The 22,481-nt window shown below is 52.7% G+C and carries 25 protein-coding genes; all 25 read left to right on the top strand.

Annotated elements, in window-relative coordinates; translation table 11 throughout:
- Positions 1-7 precede the first annotated feature (7 nt).
- Entirely contained in the window at positions 8-247 is a 240-nt protein-coding gene (locus KGZ89_05730; GenBank protein ID MBS3974351.1) for an acyl carrier protein, read from the top strand.
- The gene (locus KGZ89_05725) at positions 248-1,222 is read left to right on the top strand and encodes a nitronate monooxygenase (GenBank protein ID MBS3974350.1); all 975 of its coding nucleotides are present in this window, start codon (positions 248-250) and stop codon (positions 1,220-1,222) included.
- 5 nt (positions 1,223-1,227) lie between these two features.
- Entirely contained in the window at positions 1,228-2,460 is a 1,233-nt protein-coding gene (fabF, locus tag KGZ89_05720; GenBank protein ID MBS3974349.1) for a beta-ketoacyl-ACP synthase II, read from the top strand.
- A gap of 10 nt (positions 2,461-2,470) precedes the next feature.
- Positions 2,471-3,166 (top strand): ribonuclease III, encoded by a 696-nt coding sequence (gene rnc / locus KGZ89_05715; protein ID MBS3974348.1) that lies wholly within the window; start codon positions 2,471-2,473, stop codon positions 3,164-3,166.
- Positions 3,167-3,279: 113 nt separating this feature from the next.
- Complete coding sequence (gene smc, locus KGZ89_05710) at positions 3,280-6,831, top strand: chromosome segregation protein SMC (protein ID MBS3974347.1); 3,552 nt, start codon at positions 3,280-3,282, stop codon at positions 6,829-6,831.
- Complete coding sequence (ftsY, locus tag KGZ89_05705; protein ID MBS3974346.1) at positions 6,812-7,726, top strand: signal recognition particle-docking protein FtsY; 915 nt, start codon at positions 6,812-6,814, stop codon at positions 7,724-7,726. The genes smc and ftsY overlap by 20 nt, the downstream gene beginning before the upstream one ends.
- Positions 7,723-8,277 (top strand): signal peptidase I, encoded by a 555-nt coding sequence (gene lepB / locus KGZ89_05700; GenBank protein MBS3974345.1) that lies wholly within the window; start codon positions 7,723-7,725, stop codon positions 8,275-8,277. Before ftsY ends, lepB (KGZ89_05700) begins: the two co-directional genes overlap by 4 nt.
- A gap of 18 nt (positions 8,278-8,295) precedes the next feature.
- Positions 8,296-9,615, top strand: coding sequence for a signal recognition particle protein (gene ffh / locus KGZ89_05695; protein MBS3974344.1), 1,320 nt, complete (start codon positions 8,296-8,298; stop codon positions 9,613-9,615).
- Between the two features lie 83 nt (positions 9,616-9,698).
- On the top strand, positions 9,699-9,974 hold the full coding sequence (gene rpsP, locus KGZ89_05690) for a 30S ribosomal protein S16 (GenBank protein MBS3974343.1): 276 nt from the start codon (positions 9,699-9,701) through the stop codon (positions 9,972-9,974).
- A gap of 40 nt (positions 9,975-10,014) precedes the next feature.
- Complete coding sequence (locus KGZ89_05685; GenBank protein MBS3974342.1) at positions 10,015-10,245, top strand: KH domain-containing protein; 231 nt, start codon at positions 10,015-10,017, stop codon at positions 10,243-10,245.
- Positions 10,235-10,783 carry a 16S rRNA processing protein RimM gene (rimM, locus tag KGZ89_05680; GenBank protein ID MBS3974341.1) on the top strand — a complete coding sequence of 183 codons (549 nt, stop codon included), beginning with the start codon at positions 10,235-10,237 and terminating at the stop codon, positions 10,781-10,783. Before KGZ89_05685 ends, rimM begins: the two co-directional genes overlap by 11 nt.
- Positions 10,773-11,516, top strand: coding sequence for a tRNA (guanosine(37)-N1)-methyltransferase TrmD (gene trmD, locus KGZ89_05675; protein MBS3974340.1), 744 nt, complete (start codon positions 10,773-10,775; stop codon positions 11,514-11,516). Before rimM ends, trmD begins: the two co-directional genes overlap by 11 nt.
- Positions 11,513-12,127 (top strand): signal peptidase I, encoded by a 615-nt coding sequence (gene lepB / locus KGZ89_05670; protein MBS3974339.1) that lies wholly within the window; start codon positions 11,513-11,515, stop codon positions 12,125-12,127. The genes trmD and lepB (KGZ89_05670) overlap by 4 nt, the downstream gene beginning before the upstream one ends.
- A gap of 70 nt (positions 12,128-12,197) precedes the next feature.
- Positions 12,198-13,430 carry a poly-beta-1,6 N-acetyl-D-glucosamine synthase gene (gene pgaC / locus KGZ89_05665; GenBank protein ID MBS3974338.1) on the top strand — a complete coding sequence of 411 codons (1,233 nt, stop codon included), beginning with the start codon at positions 12,198-12,200 and terminating at the stop codon, positions 13,428-13,430.
- Positions 13,427-13,864, top strand: a complete 438-nt coding sequence (gene pgaD / locus KGZ89_05660) for a poly-beta-1,6-N-acetyl-D-glucosamine biosynthesis protein PgaD (protein MBS3974337.1) — start codon at positions 13,427-13,429, stop codon at positions 13,862-13,864. Before pgaC ends, pgaD begins: the two co-directional genes overlap by 4 nt.
- A 122-nt stretch (positions 13,865-13,986) precedes the next feature.
- Positions 13,987-14,331, top strand: a complete 345-nt coding sequence (gene rplS / locus KGZ89_05655) for a 50S ribosomal protein L19 (GenBank protein MBS3974336.1) — start codon at positions 13,987-13,989, stop codon at positions 14,329-14,331.
- A gap of 3 nt (positions 14,332-14,334) precedes the next feature.
- A complete protein-coding gene (locus tag KGZ89_05650; GenBank protein MBS3974335.1) occupies positions 14,335-14,985 on the top strand; it encodes a ribonuclease HII in 651 nt (216 codons plus the stop codon).
- A gap of 60 nt (positions 14,986-15,045) precedes the next feature.
- Positions 15,046-15,408: a YraN family protein gene (locus KGZ89_05645; protein MBS3974334.1), complete on the top strand. Its 363-nt coding sequence runs from the start codon at positions 15,046-15,048 to the stop codon at positions 15,406-15,408.
- Positions 15,405-16,910, top strand: a complete 1,506-nt coding sequence (locus tag KGZ89_05640; GenBank protein MBS3974333.1) for a YifB family Mg chelatase-like AAA ATPase — start codon at positions 15,405-15,407, stop codon at positions 16,908-16,910. The genes KGZ89_05645 and KGZ89_05640 overlap by 4 nt, the downstream gene beginning before the upstream one ends.
- A complete protein-coding gene (locus KGZ89_05635) occupies positions 16,907-17,761 on the top strand; it encodes a DNA-protecting protein DprA (protein ID MBS3974332.1) in 855 nt (284 codons plus the stop codon). The genes KGZ89_05640 and KGZ89_05635 overlap by 4 nt, the downstream gene beginning before the upstream one ends.
- Positions 17,762-17,798: 37 nt before the next feature.
- The gene (gene trmFO, locus KGZ89_05630; protein MBS3974331.1) at positions 17,799-19,160 is read left to right on the top strand and encodes a methylenetetrahydrofolate--tRNA-(uracil(54)-C(5))-methyltransferase (FADH(2)-oxidizing) TrmFO; all 1,362 of its coding nucleotides are present in this window, start codon (positions 17,799-17,801) and stop codon (positions 19,158-19,160) included.
- Positions 19,153-20,046, top strand: a complete 894-nt coding sequence (locus KGZ89_05625) for a tyrosine recombinase (GenBank protein ID MBS3974330.1) — start codon at positions 19,153-19,155, stop codon at positions 20,044-20,046. Before trmFO ends, KGZ89_05625 begins: the two co-directional genes overlap by 8 nt.
- A gap of 28 nt (positions 20,047-20,074) precedes the next feature.
- Positions 20,075-20,854 (top strand): RNA polymerase sigma factor WhiG, encoded by a 780-nt coding sequence (gene whiG, locus KGZ89_05620; protein MBS3974329.1) that lies wholly within the window; start codon positions 20,075-20,077, stop codon positions 20,852-20,854.
- An 18-nt stretch (positions 20,855-20,872) separates the two neighbouring features.
- Positions 20,873-21,463: a response regulator gene (locus KGZ89_05615; protein MBS3974328.1), complete on the top strand. Its 591-nt coding sequence runs from the start codon at positions 20,873-20,875 to the stop codon at positions 21,461-21,463.
- 157 nt (positions 21,464-21,620) lie between these two features.
- Positions 21,621-22,442, top strand: a complete 822-nt coding sequence (gene rpsB, locus KGZ89_05610) for a 30S ribosomal protein S2 (protein ID MBS3974327.1) — start codon at positions 21,621-21,623, stop codon at positions 22,440-22,442.
- The last annotated feature ends 39 nt before the right edge of the window (positions 22,443-22,481 follow it).

Raw genomic sequence — 22,481 nt, 5'->3', positions numbered from 1 at the left:
ATGTTACGTGGAAACAGAAGAAATTTTTGAGAAGGTAAAAGAGGTTGTCACCGAGCAGCTCAATGTCGATGAAAGTACAGTCACGGAGGAGGCGTCCTTCATCGATGACTTAGGCGCTGATTCATTGGACATCGTTGAGCTTGTGATGGCTCTTGAGGAATCATTTGGAATTTCGATTCCCGATGAAGAAGCCGAGAGCATCAAGACGGTCGGCGACGCGGTTTCATATATAGAGGCAAACGCCTAGATGATGTCATCGTTGACAGTTGGAAACGTCACCGCAAGGTTGCCGATAGTGCAAGGCGGGATGGCCGTAAGGATATCCATGGCGCCTCTCGCCGCGGCTGTGGCCAAGGCAGGCGGAGTCGGAGTTATAGCAGGCTCGGGGATGACCCCGCACGAGCTTGCCTCCGAGATCAGAAAAGCCAGGGAGCTCTCCGGTGGAGACGGGATAATCGCCGTCAACATAATGGTCGCCGTTGCGGCGTTCAAGGAGTTGGTTTCTGTCGCGCTTGCCGAGGGAATCGACATGGTTATCGCCGGCGCCGGGTTTTCACGCGATGTATTTCAGTGGTGCAGCGAGGCGGGTGTTCCGTTAGTTCCCATTGTCGGCTCGGCAAGAGTTGCGCAGCTCTCTGAGAAATTTGGCGCAGCCGCGGTTATCGCCGAAGGATTTGAGGCCGGAGGCCACTTAGGCACCGAAGATCCCCTTGAAATTCTGCTCCCGAAAATTGTCTCGGCGGTTCAACTTCCAGTCATCGCTGCTGGAGGTATCGCAACAGGCTTTGATATCAAGCGCTTTCTTGACTTGGGCGCCGCGGGAGTCCAGATGGGCTCCATGTTCGCCGCTACCGTAGAGTCATCTGCATCCGATGAGTTCAAGCGTATGTATGTCGACTCGACCGCTGAAGATATTGTGCTTGTAAAAAGCCCCGTGGGCCTCCCTGGACGCGCGATTCGAAACCCTTTCTCAATCAGGTTGGAGCGAGGCGACTATCCCGAAATCGGTCACTGCAGGGGATGTCTGAAGAAGTGCGGCCGAGAGTATTGTATAGTCGACAAACTTATCAGAGCTCAGCAGGGCGATGTCATCGAGGGTCTGGTTTTTGCCGGAAACTCCGCGATTCAAGTTAGTGATGTCCCGACCGTATCGGAGCTGATCGATCGTCTGGTATCCGAATATGAGGCCGCGTCTGGCAAGGTGGCTTCTCAAGGAGTCTAAAGATTATGAGAAGAGTCGTTGTTACTGGACTTGGCGTGGTCTCTCCTGTTGGAGTCGGCGTCGACCGCGCCTGGGATTCGATGATCGCCGGACGCTCCGGGATCGGCCCAATCACCCACTTCGATGTTACGGACTTTTCAACCAGGTTCGGCGGTCAGGTCGATGGATTTGATCCGACCGAGTGGCTAAGCCCTAAGGAAGCCAGAAGGTTATCCCGGTTTCAGCAGTTCGCGGTTGCCGCCGCAGATGAGGCGATAGCTCACTCCGGGCTGACGATCACAGATGAAATCTCCGAGCGCGTCGGGGTGATTGTCGGCGCCGGAATCGGTGGACTGGCGACGATGGAGGAGCAAACTGCGGTTCTGCTGAAGAGTGGGCCTGGTCGTGTCAGCCCGTTTCTCGTGCCTATGATGATCATCGATCTTGCTGCGGGGCACATTTCCATCCGCCATAACCTGCGAGGCATAAACTACGCTCCTGTCTCGGCATGTGCGACAGGAAACCACGCAATTGGAGAGGCGGCGGAGTGCATCAAGCGCGGCTCTGCCGAGGTGATCGTCGCCGGCGGTTTCGACTGCGGCCTCACACCTTTAGGGCTCGCCGGATTCTCGTCCGCCAGAGCGCTTTCCGCGCGCAATGACGATCCCCAGGCGGCTTCTCGGCCATTCGATGTCGGCCGCGACGGCTTTGTCATCGGAGAAGGCGGGGCCATCCTTATTCTTGAGGAGATGGAGTTCGCCAAGGCCCGAAAAGCACGAATCCTTGCCGAGCTGGTCGGCTATGGCGCATCGGCAGACGCCTACCATATAACCGCACCCGCCCCAGATGGCAGCGGGGCCAAACGCGCAATGAAACAAGCGCTCGAGCAAGCCGGTTTCATGCCATCGGATGTGAGCTACATCAATGCACATGGAACATCTACGCCTCTGGGTGATATAGCCGAGACAAACGCTATCAAATCGGTTTTCGCAGACAGCCTGCCGGTCGTTTCCTCGACCAAGTCGATGACAGGCCACCTGCTCGGTGGAGCTGGAGCTCTGGAGGCGGTTGTATCGGTGATGAGCTTGATGCACGATATCGTTCCACCCACGATCAATCTCGTTGATCCGGACCCCCAATGCGATCTTGACTATGTGCCAAATACAGCCAGGAAGATGACGGTCAACGCGGCGATGAGCAACTCCTTCGGATTTGGTGGTCACAACGCGACGCTCCTTTTCACCAAAGCCCGGCCGTGATGGGCTCTTGATGGCTGCCCTGGATAAAGAGGCTCGAATCGCCGCGCTTGAACTTGCGCTGTCTCATCGCTTCACCAACCGGGAGATCGCATTGCAGGCACTGTCTCATCCGAGCGCTGTGACCGACGGACTCGTTAGCAGTGACTACGAGCGATTGGAGTTTCTCGGCGATGCGGTCATTTCGATGATCGTAGTTGACGAAATATACCGGAAGTTCCCCGCGATGTCCGAAGGCGACATGACCAAGATGAAGATCGCGGTTGTTTCAGGCTCGGTGCTTACAGAAGCCGCCGACGAGCTCGGCTTAGCTGAGCTGTTGATTTTGGGCGGCAGCGAGAGGAACACCGCAAACAGGGGATTGGCGTCTGCTCTGGAGAACTGCTTTGAGGCGGTAGTTGGTGCCGTTTATCTCGATGCCGGATTGCATGAGGCGAAACGATTCGTTCTAAGGACTCTGGCTCACAGAATTACTCCCGAGATATCCGAGATGGCAGGACACCCGAAATCGGTTCTTCAGGAGCGTGCGCAGGCGTGCGGGCTGGAACCCGTCTATGAGATCACCAAAGTCGAGGGACCGCCGCACCAGGCAATATTTTCCGCCAAAGTGATAATCGATGGACAGATTTTGGGTGAGGGCACAGGAAGGTCGAAGAAGGAGGCTCAAGCGCTAGCCGCTGCCACCGCATTGCTTAAGTTTCGCCGATGAAGGAGGCTCACTTTTTCTACCGCGAGAGCGTTAGCGTGGTAGAATTCTGACGCTTTCACCTTTCAATCGGTGGAAGGATCAAGCTTTTACACCGCAACCAGGAAAGGGCCGCATTGCATCTGAAATCTCTCACGCTGAAGGGTTTCAAATCCTTTGCCGACAAAACGGCACTCTCCTTCGAGCCTGGCATATCTGTAGTTATCGGCCCCAACGGATCCGGGAAGTCCAATGTAACAGATGCCGTTTTGTGGGTTCTCGGCGAGCAGTCCGCAAAGGCGCTACGGGGACAAGCCATGGAGGATGTCATCTTCGCTGGCTCCTCGGCACGCAAGGCGTTGGGCGTAGCCGAAGTCGACCTTGTCCTCGATAATACCTGCTCGACCTTGCCTCTCGATTTCTCCGAGATTGCGATAACTCGCAGGATGTATCGTAGCGGGGAGAGTGAGTACCTGCTAAACGGCACGCCATGTCGCCTCATGGACATCCACGAGCTGCTGCACGACACGGGATTGGGCCGGGCAACGTACTCCATCATCAGTCAAGGTCAACTGGAGGAGGTTCTAAGCTCTCGTCCTGAAGACCGGCGGGCGCTTGTAGAGGAGGCAGCCGGCGTACTCAAGCACAAGAGGCGCAGGGAGCGAGCGGTCCGCAAGCTTGCCGGGATCGATAGCTTCATACAGCGTGCGCGCGACCTGATGGGCGAGATCGAGCGACAGCTCAAGCCGCTCGCAAGGCAGGCTACAAGGGCCCAGGATCACCATGTGCTCGCCGAGAAGATCAAGGAAGTCGAGGTTTCCTTGGCCGTTGATGACCTTCGTGCGCTGCAGCAGGAGTGGAACAAGCGAGATAAGGAAGACCGCGAAGCCCAGGCATCCGCCGAGATCGCCCAATACCGCCTCTCAGAAAAGCAAAAGGAGCTTTCGAAGTTTCAGCTGCTTCTTGAGGAGAAGGGCTTGTTTGTCGGAGACCTCTCCGAGCAAAGGCGCAGACTCCAATCGGTGCTGGAGCGATTGAGCTCCGGGCTGCTTCTTCTTGAAGAGAAGGGCAAGAATCTGATCGAGCGGCTCTCGGAGCTGCGCGCGAAAGTTCACCAGAGTCAATCGCGAACCGCCGTGCGTGAATCCGAGCTAGTTTCGTTGCGAGAGAAGCAGCAAGAAACCGATGCTTCACTCAAGGCGCAATATGCTCTCCTCGGAGAGCTTAGGCGTGAGGCCGAAGCCGCTCGCAAAGATCGCCTTGCTGCCGATGAGTCCTTCGCCCAGGCCTCAGGGCAAGCACGGCGGCTGCGAAAAACCCTCGATACCCTGAAAGAAGAGAGCGCGAGAATCGAGCAGAGCGTCGCATCTGCGCAGCTAGAGGCCGAGCTAATCGCGGAGCATCTCAATCAGGTGAAGGAGCAACGCGCCAAGTTGACGGCGACGCTTTCCGCTCGCAGATCCAAGCTTGAACAGGTCGACCAGCAGGTAACGAAACTTACCCGAGACCGGGCCCTTGCAGATGCGGATGTCGACAAGCGCGTTCGTGTCCTCGACAGCAAGCGCCGCGATTTCAGGGATATGCAGGACAAAGTCTCATCACTGCGCGCAGAGGTTCGTGGCCTTGAGGAGGTCGAGAGAGCGTTTGCCTCCGCCGCGCCGGCAGTCGCATGGATACTCTCGCAAGAGCGAAAGTTTCCTGGCATCGTTGGATCATTGGTCGAGCACATATCTGTCTCGCCCGAGTACGAGCAGCTAGTAGAGCACGTTTTGGGCGCCGATCTGTTCGCGTTGCTAGTCGCCGACACAAAGGTTGCCGCCGCGATTGCAAAAGAGCTGAGCGGGCAGACGGCGGGTGAAGTCTCGCTTGTACCTGTCGCGACCGCCGCACAAACGCTTCCTGCCGCACCGGAAGGATTTATCAGGGTTGTCGACCTTATTGAGTGCAAAGATGAGTACCGGCCGGCGCTAAACGCCCTTCTCGGCGATGTTTTGGTTGCAGATGATCTCGCGTCTGCAATGTCGACCGGCCCGCTTTCTGGCCGAATCGCAACGTTATCCGGTGAGACGCTCTGGCCGAGCGGGAAGCTGACTGTAGGAAGGTCGATCTCGGATAGCGCCGGAGTCCTGGAGCGTCAGCGTCGCATGAATGAGCTTACCGATCTAATCGAGGCCGAGGTAGCCAAGGCTGACGAGCTGGAGGCGTCCGTAACTAGCGCCGAGGAGGCGCTTGGGCTTGCTCAGCAGGATGCTTTTGAGCTGGGACAGCAGCTTGCCTCAATCGTTGGCTCTCGCGAATCGCTTCGCGATGAGATCGGCAGACTCGAAAGTGAGCTTTCCGGCCTCAGCGCGGATGAAGCCAGGGGTTCTGCGAGGATTTCGGAGGTAAATGCGAGAACCGAAACCCTGACTCCCAACTTAAAGCAAATCCAGCACGATATGACTTCTACAGTCACCGAGCTTCAAAAGGCCGATGAACTGGTAGCCGACTCTAAGCAGCTGCAGGAGAACAAGTTCCGAGACGAAAGCGCCGTCAATCAGCGTCTGTCGACCTGTCAGGTGGAGATCGCCACCGTCTCCGAGCGCGAGGTTCACCTCAAGCGCCAGATTGCTTCGATCACTGCTGAGCTTTCTGATCTGCAAACAGCCATCGAGGCCGCTCGCCAGAGTGAAGTTGCGCTTGAGCTTTTGCGGCAGCGTGTACAACCCGTCCACGATCTCTATTCAGCGTTACTCGAGCGCGCCGAGCACTGGGCGTCAAAGCTTCTCGACCGCGCGCGCTTTGAGCAAGCTGACTCCCAGAGTTTGCGTGACAGTATTCACTCTGCCCAAGATGAGGTTCGCGCCATCCAAAAGGAGCACGAGGAGATCGCACAAGTAATCGGAGATATCCGGGTGGTCAAAGGCAGGCTTGAAGTTCAAGTGAGCACAGCAGTCAACCGGATTGTCAGCGAACTCAAGGTTCCACTTGAGATTGCGATCGAGCAGCCACCTCTCGACAATCGTGCAGCAACCGAGGAAAAACTCCGAGCGCTCCAAAGAAAGATTGGTGCGATGGGGCCGGTAAACCCTATAGCGGTTCAGGAGCACAAAGCCCTTGAGGAGAGGCTGTCGAGGATATCGGCATCTGTCGAGGACGTAATCGCTTCACGTCAGGCTCTATCAAAGGTCATTGCGGCCATCGACAGAAAGATGAAGATGCGGTTTATCGAGACCTTCGAGGAGGTCGCGATAAACTTCCAGAACATATTCTCGCAACTTTTCCCCGGTGGCTCAGGCGCACTTACCCTGACCGATCCCGATGATTTTCAGGCAACCGGAATCGAGGTCACAGCCCAGCCTCTCGGAAAGAGACTCACCAAGATGTCGCTGATGTCCGGCGGCGAAAAATCACTAACAGCACTCGCACTGCTTTTTGCGCTATATCGGTCGCGGCCTTGTCCATTTTACGTTTTAGATGAGGTCGACGCGGCCCTAGACGACACAAACCTGCGGCGATTCATTGTATTTATCGAATCCATGCGGAAGCAAACGCAGTTTATAGTCATTACACATCAACGCCGCACAATGGAGATGGCCGATGTCTTGTATGGCGCGAGCATGCATGCGGACGGAGTCACAAAGCTTCTGAGTCAAAAACTTCAACGCGAGACGATCGGGAGCAAGACAGATGGTCGCACCCTGGTATAGACGCCTTTCCGATCAGCTTGCAAAGAGCCGTGAGGCTCTAACAGGCCACTTTAACGCCCTCGTTCGAAAACCCATCGTCGATGAGGGGTTTTGGAGTGAGCTCGAAGACGCGCTGATCGCCTCGGATATGGGAGTTACCGCTACCGATGACATCGTTGGCCGACTGCGAAAAATAGCTGTCAGGCAATCTCTACCGGATACCGCATCGGTGCTGAATCACCTCGCACAAGAGATCGCCGATGAGTTTCCGGTGATGGCTGACGATCCGCTTGCAGGAAATGCTGTTGTGCTGATGGTCGGCGTCAACGGCAGCGGAAAAACCACTACCGTCGGCAAACTTGCAAAACAAGCGGTAGATGAGGGCAGGAGCGTTCTTCTCGGCTCTGCTGATACCTTTCGTGCTGCCGCCAACGAGCAACTTGAGGTTTGGGCGGGCAGAGCAGGTGTTCCGGTCATCAGCCGAAGCCGGGGCGAAGATCCTGCCGCGGTTGCTTTTGATACTGTCGAGGAATCGAAGAGCAAGGGTACCGATTTGACCCTGATCGATACCGCCGGACGACTTCACACCTCGATCGACCTGATGCGAGAGCTTGAAAAGGTTCAGCGCGTTGTCAAGCGTACAAGCCAGGTTCCGGTTCGAACAGTGCTCGTGATAGATGCAACAACCGGGCAAAATGGCCTGGCGCAAGCTAGACAGTTTCATTCATCGCTCACTCTTGACGGGCTCATTCTCACCAAGTTGGATGGAACTGCCAAGGGAGGTATCGTTGTCGCCATCTCCAGAGAGCTACAGTTGCCGGTCCTCAGGATAGGCTTTGGCGAGGATATTGAGGATCTGAAGCCCTTTATGCCACTCGATTTCGCCTGTGCTTTAGTTGGCGTCGATCCGCGATGACCGCGCCAGGCAATAACCCTGGGTACTCCCGGGCTCGCCAGGTCGCTGTCGCACTGTCCTTGTGGGTGCTGCTTGCTCTGTTTATTCTTGTCGTGATCGTACTCAATGTCACCCATCAGGTGCTGCGGGTCGATGGACCTTCAATGTACCCAACAATAGAAATCGATGACGTCGCCCTTATTACCCGCGATTACCGAGAGCCTGGGCGTGGAGACATAATATTGTTGACTCGCAAACACGATGACAACTCTGTTGCCTTGCCCAGTCTGATCAAAAGAGTCATTGCCTTGCCCGGCGATGAAGTAGAGGTCAAATCAGGGCTCGCCTTCGTCAACGGAAGACCTGAGCCGGACACTTACCCTAAAGTCCTTTCGCCGGGAGATATATCGTATCCTTTGACCTCTTTAGGTGAAAATGAAGTGTTTGTGCTCGGCGACAATCGGCCTGTATCTTTGGATAGCCGAGTATTTGGCCCCGTTTCGCTGGAGCGCGTCGCCGGAGAAGTAGTAGCGATTGTCGCACCACTCAATCGCATAACGATCATGAACTGAAAGGCAGAAGAACAAAAGATGTTTGACAACCTGACAACACGCCTTCAAGCGATATTTAAGGGTCTCACGGGAAAAGGGCGGCTTTCCGAGGCGGATGTCGAGGCGGCGCTGCGTGAGATCCGCCTGGCACTGCTTGAGGCCGATGTGAACTTTGCAGTGGTCAAAGAACTTGTCGCTTCGATTCGACCCCGAGCCGTCGGCCAGGAGGTCGCAAAGAGCCTCACCCCCGGGCAGAGCGTCATTAAGATCGTTCTCGAAGAGCTGACTTCGCTACTTGGGTCAACCGAATCCCGACTTGTTCTCCCAAGCAGAGTTCCCAACATCATCATGTTAGTCGGACTTCAAGGTTCAGGTAAAACCACTGCCAGCGCAAAGTTGGCAAATCATCTACGCAAACAAGGACGGCATCCTCTTCTTGTCGCTTGTGACATATATCGTCCTGCCGCTATCGATCAGCTCGAAGCCTTGGGTCGTGAACTTTCGATCCCCGTGTATCGCGGAGAGGGAAGTGACGCCGCTAAAATTGCCGCTGATGGCGTGAAACAAGCGATAGCGACCATGCGCGATTTGGTGATCATAGATACCGCAGGCCGACTTCATATCGATGAAGAGATGATGTCGGAGGCAGCCAGGATCAAGTCGACCACTCGCCCCGACCAGGTGCTTATGGTTGTCGACTCCATGACAGGTCAAGACGCGGTAAACGCAGCGCGCGCATTTGCCGAGCGTGTGGACTTCGATGGCGTCATCATCTCCAAACTTGATGGCGATGCCCGAGGAGGCGCGGCGCTGTCGGTAAAGGCTGTAACGGGACGCCCCGTAATGTTTGCGGGCACAGGCGAGAAACTCGATGCCTTTGAGGTTTTCTACCCTGACCGCATGGCCAAGCGAATACTCGGCATGGGTGACATTCTCTCGCTTATCGAGAAGGCGCAACAAACAGCTGACACACAAGACACTCATGACCTAGAGCAGCGCCTGAAAGCCGGTCAATTCACGCTCGAGGATTTCCTGGAACAACTTAGGCAGATCAAGAAGATGGGCGGTATCGCCTCATTGCTAAAGCTCTTGCCCGGCTCCGGAAAGATCAAGGAATCCATTCCTGACATGGATGAAAAACAGCTTGATCGCATTGCCGCGATAATTCAATCTATGACCGCCGAGGAGCGACTCAAGCCGCAGATCATAAAAGGCTCGAGGCGTGCGCGTATCGCGGCAGGGTCAGGGGCTGCCGTCTCCGATGTCAATAAGCTGCTAAAGCAGTTTGCGCAGACACAAAAGCTCGTCAAGGGAATGGGCAAGGGCAAAAAGGGGGGTCTTGGTAAGTTCAAGTTTTGACCGTGTGCCTAGGATGTCGTATTATGTATCCCGTTTTGCTTGCATAGTGGCTAAGGATAGCCACCCCGACCGGAGGTGAAGGTTTGTCAGTCAGGATTCGCCTTGCGCGCGCTGGCGCAAAAAAGGCCCCTTTTTACCGAGTAGTTGTTGCTGATTCGCGTTCTCCACGCGATGGTCGCTTCATAGAGATTCTTGGACGTTACAATCCACGGACCCAGCCTTCCACAATTGAGCTAAATCTTGAGAAGGTTGAGCAGTGGATATCGAATGGCGCCGAGATGACAGAGACAACCGCCAAGCTTTATCAGATAGCAAAGGATGCCGCTTCGTCGACATCTGACCCCGTTTCCAGCGAATAAATTGATGGACGACGCATTGGATACTACGGATAAGACAGACATCGAAGGGCTGGTCAGGTTTCTGGTCACTTCGTTGGTTGATTCCCCAGACTCGGTATCGATCACTCGTGCCACCTCTGGTGATGTGGTTCGTTTCGAGATATCTGTCGATCCGGCCGATGTCGGCAAGGTTATTGGCCGACAGGGCCGTATTATCAAAGCGATACGCACACTTGCGCGGGCTGCTGCGAGCTGCAGTGGTGATTTGGTAGAAGTTGACGTTGTCGGATGAGATCGTGTCGCGTTTTCCTTATGCCACTATCGGCACAATTCTAGGGGCTCATGGCGGCACAGGTGAAGTTATTGTTTTTCCCACCAGCCACTCAGCAGAGCTTCGATGCGGGATGACTGTATGGGTCGTTCCGCCGGGTGAAGATTTCGGACCGTTGACTATCGAGTCGGTAAGGCCGGGGCCCAAAGGGCTTTTGATCAAACTTTCCTTGATAGAGTGCCGGAACCATTCATCGGCTCTCAAAGGTGCGCGCCTGATCGCCGCGGCGAGTGACCTTCTTGATGTATCGGATGATGACGCCGCACTAAACCCGATTGGATACAAGGTCATGGATGAGAAACTCGGCGAGCTCGGCGTTATCAATGAGGTCATCCATACTGGGGCCAACGATGTTTGGGTCGTTGAAGGGGGAAGATGGAATCAAGTCCTGATTCCTGTTATCGATTATGTTGTCCGTAGCACGGATCCGGATTCCGGCACCGTAAACGTTCGTCTACTCGACGGACTTATCAGTGAAGACCTTATCGATGAGAATTGATGTACTGACGATCTTTCCCGAGGTTTTCGAGGCGCCACTTGCGACTTCGATCCTGCGCATTGCGCGTGAGAAGTCTATCCTGAACATCCACCTTCACGACCTGCGCGACTGGTCCCAGGGCACTCATAGAACCGTAGACGACTACCCTTACGGCGGCGGCCCCGGCATGGTTATGCTGCCAGGTCCCATCTTCGATGCAGTTAGGGAAATATCGGCGATCGAAACTCCTCGGCCACATGTAATTTTCCTGTCGCCTAGGGGTAGAACTTTCAAGCAGCCGGTTGCCAAAAGACTGAGTGAGCTTGAGCGAATTCTCATTGTCTGCGGCCGTTACGAGGGCTTTGATGAAAGAGTTTATACCCTGGCTGACGAAATTATTTCTGTAGGAGACTACGTTGTCAGCGGGGGAGAGATTCCGGCAATGCTTGTCATTGATGCCATTACCAGACTTCTGCCTGGGGCGCTTGGTGATCACAGGTCAACCGAAGAAGAGTCCTTCGTCGAAGGGCTGCTCGAGTACCCACAATACACTCGTCCACCAGTATTCGAAAACATGGATGTCCCAGCCGTGCTGAGGAGCGGCAATCACGCTCAGATTGAGGCTTGGCGCCGAGAACAGGCGCTGCGAATTACATCACGTTTTCGGCCCGACCTGCTAGACTTGGTCGAACTATCTCAAAGTGAGCGCGCTATCGCAGATGATGAGCTCGAAAGGAGCAGGACCGATCGATGACCTCCGAGATCAAAACCTCTAACCATATCGCTTCGCAAGATACAGGCAACCCCGGGGATTCAGTTCCACAAGCGAAACATCGCCGCAATTCACCAGGTATAGGGCGATGGCTGCTAGAGACCGTGTTCATGATCGCCCTTGCTTTTCTGTTGGCTCAAGGCATCAAAGCCTTTATCCTTCAGCCCTTCATCATCCCCACAGGCTCGATGGAACCGACGATCATGGTCGGCGATCGCGTATTGGCCGAGAAAATCTCCTATCGATTTTCGCAACCCGTCGCTGGTGATATTGTCGTATTTGATGACCCCGGCGGCGTATACCCTCAGCTGATCAAGCGAATAGTTGCTGTCGAGGGTCAGACTATCGATATTCGAGACGGCAAGGTATACATTGACAATGAGCCACTGCCTGAATCCTACACTGCGTCCTCGGTAACCCAGGCGGCATCCGCCGAGCTACCGGCAACAATTCCTGAAGGCCATGTATGGTTGATGGGGGATAACCGGCCGAACAGCTCCGATAGTCGTGTATTCGGAGCACAGCCGATTGAGAGTATCAAGGCTCGTGCCTTCGCCATATATTGGCCAATTGCTCGATGGGGTGAGTTGTGATATGCCTTTGATTGTAAGATTTTTGTACTTTTGCTAAGTACTTATATCGTCTAACTTCCCACGGGGGGACATGTTGCCAGTCGCACTTCAATACTTAGCTGCATTTGTATTTTGGTACCCTTTGGTTATGAGTGTTGTGTGGCTCATGGGCGGGGCGTTGTTTTACTTCAGACGCGAACGCATGGAACCACTGCCTCTAACCCAAACGCCATTGGTCTCGATATTGATTCCCTGCTATAACGAAGCTGATGTTATCGAAGAGACCGTTACCTGGCATGGCGATCTCAACTACCCCGATTACGAGATCATTGTTATCAGTGACGGTAGCACTGATAATATTTTGGAACTACTCTCCAGATTAAAGGATAGTAATCCGAGACTCAGGATCATTGATTTAGAGCAAAATGCTGGAAAGGCAAACGCTTTATCAGTTGGCTTGGTAGTGGCAAAAGGTGAAATTTTGGTCACGGTAGACGCCGACGCGCTATTGGACAAAGATGCCCTACGGTATATCGTTCCACACTTCACTACTCCGGGCACCGGGGCAAGAGTGGGTGCCGTCACGGGCAACCCGCGAGTGAGAAACAGGAGCTCGCTTCTGGCCCGAGTCCAGCTTTGCGAGTATGCAAGTATAGTTGGCCTCATTAAGCGCACTCAAAGAATATTGGGGAAGATTACTACTGTTTCGGGTGTTATTGCCGCTTTCCGGAAAAAAGCACTGCTTGATTGTGGTATGTGGGACCTAGACATGATCACGGAAGATATCGCGGTGACCTGGAAACTACAGCGAAGGTCTTGGGATGTAAGATATGAACCTCGCGCTATCTGCTGGATGTTGGTACCTGAAACTATCAGGGGTCTATGGCGCCAACGAGTACGCTGGGCTCAAGGAGGACTTGAAGTGCTTGTAAGACACCGTGATGTCCTTTTTGACTTCAAACAAAAAAGGCTTATTCCAGTTTACATAGAACAGGCTGTGAGCGTAATTTGGGCGATATGCTGGCTTATTACAATTGTGCTGTTCTTTATGTATGCACTTTCCGGTTCAACCATTGTCATCCCTGTATTTTGGGCTGGAGCATACCTGGCGCTTGTTTGCATGATTCAGTTCTTTGCTGCGTTGCTCATCGAGAGAAGATATGAACATAATCTGATGAGGTATTATGTTTGGGCTATCTGGTACCCCTTCTTGTACTGGTACTTTAATGCTGCAGTAATTCTTAGAGCGATTCCAAAAGTTCTTTTAGGCCGAAAAAAAGCTTACGCTACATGGGAAAGTCCAGACAGAGGTATCACCTTATGATAATCAAGCGCAAACAAAAATTTAGGGTCACGGCCCTCGAAGGGGCAATCACAGCTGCGGGATGGACCTACATATTATTTTGGTCAGTCCAGCTCATAGTCTCGATAGCTGCCTGGATTTTTGGCTCATCCCTGCTGCTCAACCAATTGATTATTTTTGGCGATTTTACGGACTTTATTAGAATCGCAGTGCTAACAGTATTTATGGCAGCTTGCTGGCTGGCGATTTCGTACCTCTGGAGCCTATATAATTTTAAGGTTTTTGGCGCCATGAGCAGGAGAAAAGATCCCGGTCCTGCCACCATTGAAGATATCGTGCGTTGCACAAATCTGCCGGCGACACTTCTAACGGAAATTCAGAATTCGAAATACATCCGGGTCCATATGCCATACTGCGATAAGGGTAGCTATTCAACTTCTTGCTTTATTCGATAGTCGATTCAAAATTGTTGCCGATGGTCTTGCGTAATCGCTTATATGTGGGGTAGCATGCATGTTTGTGTCTTGACCCATAATTCTCAAAGACTAAACAGTTATCTTGATCAAAGGAAGCTCAATTGGACATTATTCGCGCACTTGAACAGCAGCAGATTCGTGATGACCTTCCGGTCTTTCAGGTCGGTGATACCATCAAGGTTCACTACCGTGTCGTTGAAGGCACTCGTGAGCGCATACAGGTCTTTCAAGGGGTTGTAATCAGCCGCCATGGATCTGGAAATCGTGAAACATTTGCGGTCAGGAAGATATCGTTCGGTACTGGGGTCGAAAGAAAGTTTCCCGTACACTCGCCAAAGATTCAAAAGATCGAAGTAGTGGGTCGTGCAAAGATCAGACGCTCCAAGCTTTACTTCCTCCGCGACAAAATCGGTAAGGCGGCGAGGCTCAAGGAGCGCTCGTACTAGCCTGTGACTCGCAACTCGGACTTTTCAACCAATGTTGATCTGTTCGAGTTTGAGAACGAGCTACGGAAAACTGGGGCGATTCATATCGCTGGCATTGATGAGGTTGGACGGGGCGCACTTGCCGGTCCATTAACAGTCTGCGCAATTGTCCTGGGGCCTGAATCTGATATCCCTGGACTGAATGACTCCAAATTACTGCGACCGGCCAAGCGACTCGAGATATCATCTAGACTGAGATCTATCTGCTCAAGCTATGCGATTGTTCATATACCTGTCATGGAGATCGATAGCCTGGGTCTCGGTAGTGCACTTAAGAAAGCGGCGCAGTTCGCTTTGGGTGAACTTTCCTGTGAATGCGACCATGTGCTCACTGACGGGCACCCTTTGGGCATCCACCAATTTGAGAAAGGAATTATCTCCGGCGACAAGCGTGTTGCCGCCATTGCTGCGGCGTCCGTTATCGCGAAAGTCGCTAGAGATTCGATTATGGATGGGGCTCACGATCTATACCCAGAATATGATTTTCTGAACAATAAGGGTTACGGGACCAAAGGTCATCTCCGCGCCATTGCTACTCACGGCCTCACTCCCTTACATAGACGTAGCTTCAAGCCATGCTCTGGGCAGCTGAATATATTGGATAGATGCCAGTAAGATTCTGATTCGACTTAGCCTTCAAACTGAACTGCAGTATTCAGTATTCAAGGGGGTCGAATGCACACCAAGGAGATTGGCAAGCGCGGGGAGGACGCTGCCGCTGCATATTTAGAGCGCAGCGGCCTTACCATTTTGTGTCGAAACTGGAGATGTAAATCCGGGGAGATTGACATAATAGCCCTGGATGAGGATGTTTTGGTGCTCGTTGAGGTGAAGACGAGACGCGGCTGTCGAATGGGTATGCCGGAAGAAGCGGTGTCTTGGAGGAAGCAGAGGAGAATTACGAGGCTTGCTGAAACATATCTATCTTCTAAGGGGACCGGTGATCTAAGTGTCAGATTTGATGTCATTGCAATTCAGGTAGTTGCTGAAGATAGAGCAATACTGAGACATCAGCGAAGTGCGTTCATCGTAGAATGAGTGGCCACGGACAGTGCAAGGTCGCGACTGCGACCATAATGGGTACCGAGGCGATCCCGGTTGAGGTTCAGGTTGATGTAGGACCAGGACTTCCTTCATTTCACCTTGTGGGTTTAGGTGACACCGCAGTTCAGGAAGCAAGGGAGCGAGTACGTTCGGCGCTGCGAGCCTCAGGGTACACTTTCCCCAACGCAAGGATAGTGGTGAACTTGGCGCCATCGCCCTTGCGCAAGCACGGCACAGGTTTTGATCTTCCGATAGCCGCTGGAATCCTTGTTGCTACCGGCCAGTTATCACCTCAGAGCATTGATGGTGCTCACTTGGCTGGCGAGCTGTCGCTTGATGGAGGGTTGCGTAGCGTCCCCGGGCTCCTGGCACACCTAATAGGGGCAAGGGATTGCTTGAAAACATTTATTGGTCCTACCCAAGCCACGAAATACGCGTCTTCGCTACCGGGAATCAACTATATACCCATCAGCTCGCTCAGGGCACTTGATCCAAAGAAGCGACCCACGCATATACACGAACAAGGGACTGCAATACGAAGCGATAGTTGCTCGTTGGATCTGGCAGATATAGCAGGGCATGACCTCGCCCGCAGGGCACTCATCGTTTCGGCGGCTGGAAATCACAACATTATGTTTGTGGGTCCCCCGGGTTCAGGAAAAACGATGTTGGCCAAAAGGCTTGCAGGATTGTTTCCCGATTTGACGCCACGCGAGTCCCTCGAAACAGCATTACTATATTCAGTTGCTGGATTTGACGAAGAGCTCTATCTCGCGGGGAAGCGCCCATTTCGTGCACCACACCATTCCTGCTCTCTTACAGGACTAGTTGGAGGAGGCGTCCCACTGAGGCCCGGAGAGATCTCACTGGCTCATAACGGGGTGTTATTTCTCGATGAGATGACACACTTCGCGCCATCAGCTCTTCAGTCACTAAGGCAACCGCTGGAAGATGGAGTAATCACTTTAGTTCGAGCCGAAGGAAGAATATCTTATCCAGCGCAATTCACTTTGGTTGCCGCATCAAACCCGTGTCCCTGCGGATATGCCGGAGACTTTCAGCATCCATGTAAATGCCCACCACAGGTAATTGATCGCTATATGAACCGCATCGGCGGGCCGCTGATTGACAGGATAGACCTAAATCTACGGATTGATAGAGTGGATCCATCCAGATTCTTTTCTGGGGCTCAGGGAGTGTCAACTGCCCAGGCTCGCACAGCAGTTATGTCAGCTCGCGAAGTTGCTCTCCGCCGCGACGGTTGTCTTGCCTCTCGGCTGTCAGGAAAACAGCTGCATCGGTCGTGCGACTTGACGGAGTCGGCTGAAGGGCGGCTACTCGATTTCGCTGCAAAGCAGCACCTCTCAGGGAGAGCCATAACCAAAATTCTAAGAGTCAGCCGAACCGTCGCTGACATCGCAAATGTACAGCGCGTTGATACCGAGCATATTTTGGAAGCCACAGTTTATCGCTCTACGACAGGAGCCCAAAGTTGAAAAGGTTTGAAATTGATCTGTCATCCCCGAATTGTCCTGAGAAATTGAGGTTGAACTGTGTTGATCCACCGAAAACAATCTTCGGAATAGGGAAGCAGGACCTATTGGAAACTCCAACAATAGGGATAATCGGAGCGCGCAAGGCTACGCCATATGGAATCAAAGCTACGAGAATGTTTTCCGAGTGGAGCGCAAGCAACGGATACACTGTGGTTTCAGGTGCAGCAATCGGCTGCGATCAAGTGGCACATCGAGCAGCAATCGAGTGCGGGGGTAAGACCATTGCAGTTCTCGGATGCGGTTGTGATGTGAGCTATCCCTCGAGTGCAATCACACTGTTGGATGAGATTCGCCTGAAGCACTTAGTAATTTCGGAGTGCCCTTGGGGCATGAGGCCGGCAAAGTGGACTTTCCGCCTTAGAAATCGAATTATTGCGGCAATATCAGATCATCTGCTAGTTGCCGAGGCCGCACTGCCATCAGGTACGTTTTCGACGGTTGACTACAAACTTAACGGTAGTGGACAAGTTTTTGTGGTGCCTGGCTCAATATTTTCACCCACCTCCAGGGGTTGCAACAGGCTCCTTGCACAGGGAGCGGTACCCGTCTGCGATATCAGTGAGTTGGCTGGATGGCTTGGTGCACCTATCACATTATCATCCCATGAAGCATCCGGATCTGCGGATGAAGATGACCCTGTGCGCCTAGCGTTGCTTGCGCAAGCGATGCGCCCCGATGATTTGGCACACTCACTTGGTATGGATATTGTGTCCGTTGCAAGACGCCTGAGCGAGCTAGAGGAGAGTGGGACAGTCCGGCGTTACAGCGATGGAAGATACGGTCCAGGATAATCGGCTACAAATTCCCAAGAGTAGTACAATCATCGACATGCCTTTTCATTATCAATCAGAAAACCATGTGCGCCGTGTTTCCGTTCTCGGCGGCGGCTTGGCTGGCTCCGAAGCAGCTCTTCAGCTGGCGAACCGCGGAATAGCTGTTGAACTGTATGAGATGCGACCTAGCCGTCGCAGCCCTGCGCACCACAGTGATGACTTGGCGGAGCTGGTATGCTCGAACTCACTGAAAAGTGTCGATCCTGATACAGCTGCCGGTGCGCTTAAAAAAGAGCTTACCCTACTAGGCTCATCGCTACTCAAAACCGCAATTGAGTGCTCGGTTCCAGCTGGAGGAGCTCTCGCCGTGAACCGCACGAGCTTCTCAAGCCGCGTTACGCAGATGATAGAGAGTCACTCGATGGTCACGCTGATCAGGGAAGAGGCCACCGTAATTCCTGATGGAGTTTGTATCGTTGCAACCGGACCTTTGACCAGCGATTCACTTGCGGCCTCGCTATCTGAATATGTGGGTGATAGCAGACTTGCCTTCTTCGATGCAGCTGCCCCGATTATCGATTCCGCGACTATCGATACTTCCAGGGCATTTTTCCAGGCAAGGTACGATAAGGGGAATCCGACCGACTACTTGAACTGCCCTCTATCCCGCGACGAATATGATGTTTTCGTCAATGAATTAGTGGCGGCAAAACGATCTATCCCTAAGAAATTTGAATCCTCTGAACTGTTCTGCGCATGTCAGCCAATTGAAGAAATCGCTCGCAAGGGGCATGATGCGCTCAGGTTTGGCCCCATGAAGCCCGTGGGCCTCACTGATCCTCGAACGGGACTGAGGCCATGGGCAGTACTCCAACTAAGATCCGAAAATCTTGAGAGAAGTGCGTATAACTTGGTCGGGTTTCAAACAAACCTAACATTTTCTGAGCAAAAAAGAGTCTTTTCCCTCATTCCGGCGCTTGCGCATGTTGAATACTTTCGCCTAGGTGTCATGCATCGCAACACCTTTATCGACTCTCCCAGTTTGGTCGACTCTACTCTAGCACTGCGCGCTTACCCAAATATTCGCCTGGCCGGTCAGCTTGTCGGAACCGAAGGATATGCAGAGGCGATCGCCGGAGGTATGATCGCAGCGATTAATGCTGCTTGTGATCTCGAAGGCTACCCTTCCTTCGTTATGCCGAGAGAGACTGCGTTAGGCTCGCTCATTGAGTATGCATCCAGCTCAGCAACCACCAACTACCAACCCATGCACGTCAACTGGGGACTCGTTCCGCCTCTGGATCCGCACGTTAGATCGAAGCGGGAGCGCTACAAAGCCTATGGTCTGCGGGCAGTTGAATCAGCGAAGCAATACACCATGTCCCACCCGATGCTCAAAGTTGACTCCGATGAATGAGGCTGAGCGCCTGCTTGATAGCTTTCTCACTAACATCTCCGAGCATAGGCGTTTGTCAGAGAACACCGTTAAAGCCTACGCATCCGATTTGGCAGACTACCAACGTTGGGCCAACGCGCACGGCGTTGACTCCATCAGGCCTTCTCATCAGCAACTACGGCAGTACCTTTCAAGCCTGCACCATGCTCGGTACGCCAGAACAACAATTGCTCGCCGATTTTCAGCCGTGAGGTCATTCTTCAAGTTTCTTCAACTAGAAAATGTAATTCGAGAGAATCCAGCGGAGATAATGAACACGCCGAAGCTTAGCAAGGTGCTGCCAAAAACCGTTCCCAGCGACGCGCTTACCGTTCTGCTGTCTGTATTTGACGACTCGACAATCCTTGGATCACGGAACGCCGCTATTATTGAATTGCTCTATGCAACCGGTATTAGGGTTTCCGAACTTACAGGACTCAATGTAGCCGACGTTGACCTGAAGGAAGGCTATATTAGGGTTTTAGGAAAAGGGTCACGGGAGAGGATTGTGCCCTTCCATCAATATGCGGGACTCCGAATCTCTCATTACCTACAGTTTTCGCGTCCACGCCTGCTCAAACAGAATCTTACTCAAGCACTTTTCTTGAGCAAGCGGGGTAATCGTCTTTCCAGTAACTCGGTCAGAGTATGCATGCAAACAGCATTTCGTCAGTGCGCGAATATAGCTGGAATAACACCACATGTGATTCGCCACACCTTTGCTACACACCTGCTTAGTAATGGCGCGGATCTTCGCACGATTCAAGAGCTTCTCGGCCACGTTGCACTGTCCACAACACAGATTTATACTCACGTCGGCAGAAAAAGACTAAAAGAAGTACACAATACTTCACATCCGCGTGCCTGATACCAGATACCCGCTAGGGGCCGAGTACATGAGAGTCGAATCTTCGTCTGACATTGAGGCTTTGTGGCATGCGTTCAAAGACAAGGGTTGTGTTGGGTCTAGAGAAAAACTCATTTTGAACTATTCTCCCCTTGTAAAATATGTGGCCGGAAGAGTGTCTTCGGGTCTTCCAAACAGCGTTGATATAGGTGATTTGATCAGCTATGGAATCTTTGGATTGATCGATGCGATCGAGAAATTCGACCCACAGCGCGGAATAAAGTTTGAAACATACGCGATTGCTCGCATCAAGGGAGCAATCATAGATGAGCTTAGAGCTATGGATTGGGTTCCACGCTCCTTGAGAGCCAAGGCCAAGGAGCTTGAAAATGCGTATTTCGTTCTCGAAAACACATTGCAACGAGCTCCAAATGATAGTGAAGTGGCTGAAAAATTAGGTATATCTGTCAAAGAACTTCACTTGATTTTCACAAAGTTGAGTTATACCTCAGTTGTATATTTTGAAGAGTTTTGGGCTAATCCAGGCAGAGATGACAGTGGTGACGCGGCTGGCTCCATAGCTGATATTTCCGCAGAGGATCCAGTTGCAGTCTTCGAAAGCACGGAAGTTAGAGAGATTTTGACAGATGCAATAGAAAGACTCCCCGAACGGGAAAGAGTTGTTATTGCCCTCTACTACTACGAGGGCCTAACCCTCAAGGAAATTGGGCAGGTGTTGGGTGTGACTGAGTCTCGAATCAGTCAGCTTCACACTAGGGCGGTTCTGAGACTTCGCTCCAAACTTCACCATGCTTCCGGGCTAATATGACCTAGAGAGGATCATCACATGGCATCTCACTCAGTACTGATAGTCGAAGATACCGATCTGATTAGAAAGATATATGCGGATAAACTGGCACAGGAGGGATACCAGGTACACGTTGCATCGAATGGCCTTGAGGCACTAAGTCAACTTAGAGCTGAGGCGATCGATCTAATATTGCTGGATTTGATCATGCCAGTTATGAGCGGCCTTGAGGCGATGGAAGCAATAAAGGCCGACCCGCGCACACAAGACATTCCCGTTATCGTTTTGAGTAACCTCGGGCAGGAGGCCGATATTGAGCGCGGCCTGCAGCTCGGAGCAGTAGATTATTTGGTAAAGAATGAAGCCAAGCCTGCGGATGTTGTAGAGAAAATCGCACTGGTTCTCGATCATGCGGCCAACCGTGCGAACCTTGCAACCAGTTACCGCCTGCGCATTCGCGACCGCGAGGGAGATGTAGAAAGATTTATCTCGGAAAACGGATTACGCAGGCGTTTTTGGTGTCCTGCATGTGAGGCTGAGTACTTCCTGGAGTTAGTTCCAAACAGCAAGCGACCCGGTTGGTTCGAGGCACATCTAATCTGCGAAATGTGCGGTAAGGGATCTACGTAATAGTTGTGTGCCTATGTCCTGGATGTGTTAGACTGCTCGGGCTTTAATTACGCACGCATGCCGATCCTGCGGTGCAAGGTGTCAGATCGCGGTAGCGATCTGGTCGCACCCGGGAAATGACGCATGCGGAGGGCTAACCCAAACAGGAGGTAATAGAATGCCAGTAGTATCAATCAAGAGCCTGCTCGAGGCCGGAGTCCACTTTGGTCACCAAACTCGCAGGTGGAACCCGAAGATGAAGCCATACATCTTCACAGAGCGCAGCGGGATCTACATCCTTGATCTCCAGCGCACGCTCAAAGAGTTGGAGCTTGCGAGAAGTTTTGTCTATGAGATCGCCAAACAAGGCGGCAAGGTTCTCTTTGTCGGAACCAAAAAACAGGCCCAGGAGCCCATTCAGGCTGAAGCCGAACGGGCCGGACAGTACTATGTCAATCACCGTTGGCTTGGTGGAATGCTGACAAACTTTGTAACAATGCGTAAGCGAATTGCGCGGATGGTTGAGCTAGAGTCGATGGAGGAGGACGGCAGAATGGCTGCTCTCCTGAAAAAGGAGCAGCTGCTGCTAAGAAAAGAGTTGGGCGGCTTGCGCCAGAATCTCGATGGAATACGCAACATGACCCAGTTGCCATCGGCGATATTTGTTGTTGATACAAAGCGCGAAGCGATTGCGGTCGCCGAGGCTCGCCGCCTCAAAATCCCGATTATCGGTCTGGTTGACACAAATGGTGACCCAGACGAGGTTGATTACGTGATCCCTGGCAATGACGACGCGATCAGATCGATCGCCCTTATGTGCAGGGTCATAGCAGATGGACTGCTCGATGGAAGGGCCGTTTTTGAGGGTCCGCTAGTCGAGTCGAAAACAGAGCCTATCGTTCCAAAAATTGCAGCTGCCGAAGAACTTGTGGAGCAGAGTGCTGAAGTCGCAGCAGATGAAAATAAAGAAGGCCCGGATACAAAGCCAAACGATCAGTAGCCGCCCGGATATTGCCAGACAGGCAGCGGCATAATAAGC

The organism is Actinomycetota bacterium (assembly GCA_018334075.1).
In the GTDB taxonomy this organism is placed as follows: Bacteria; Actinomycetota; Coriobacteriia; order Anaerosomatales; family UBA912; genus JAGXSC01.
The sequence above is the reverse complement of the archived record's forward strand: the minus strand, read 5'-3'. Positions and strand labels throughout refer to the sequence as shown.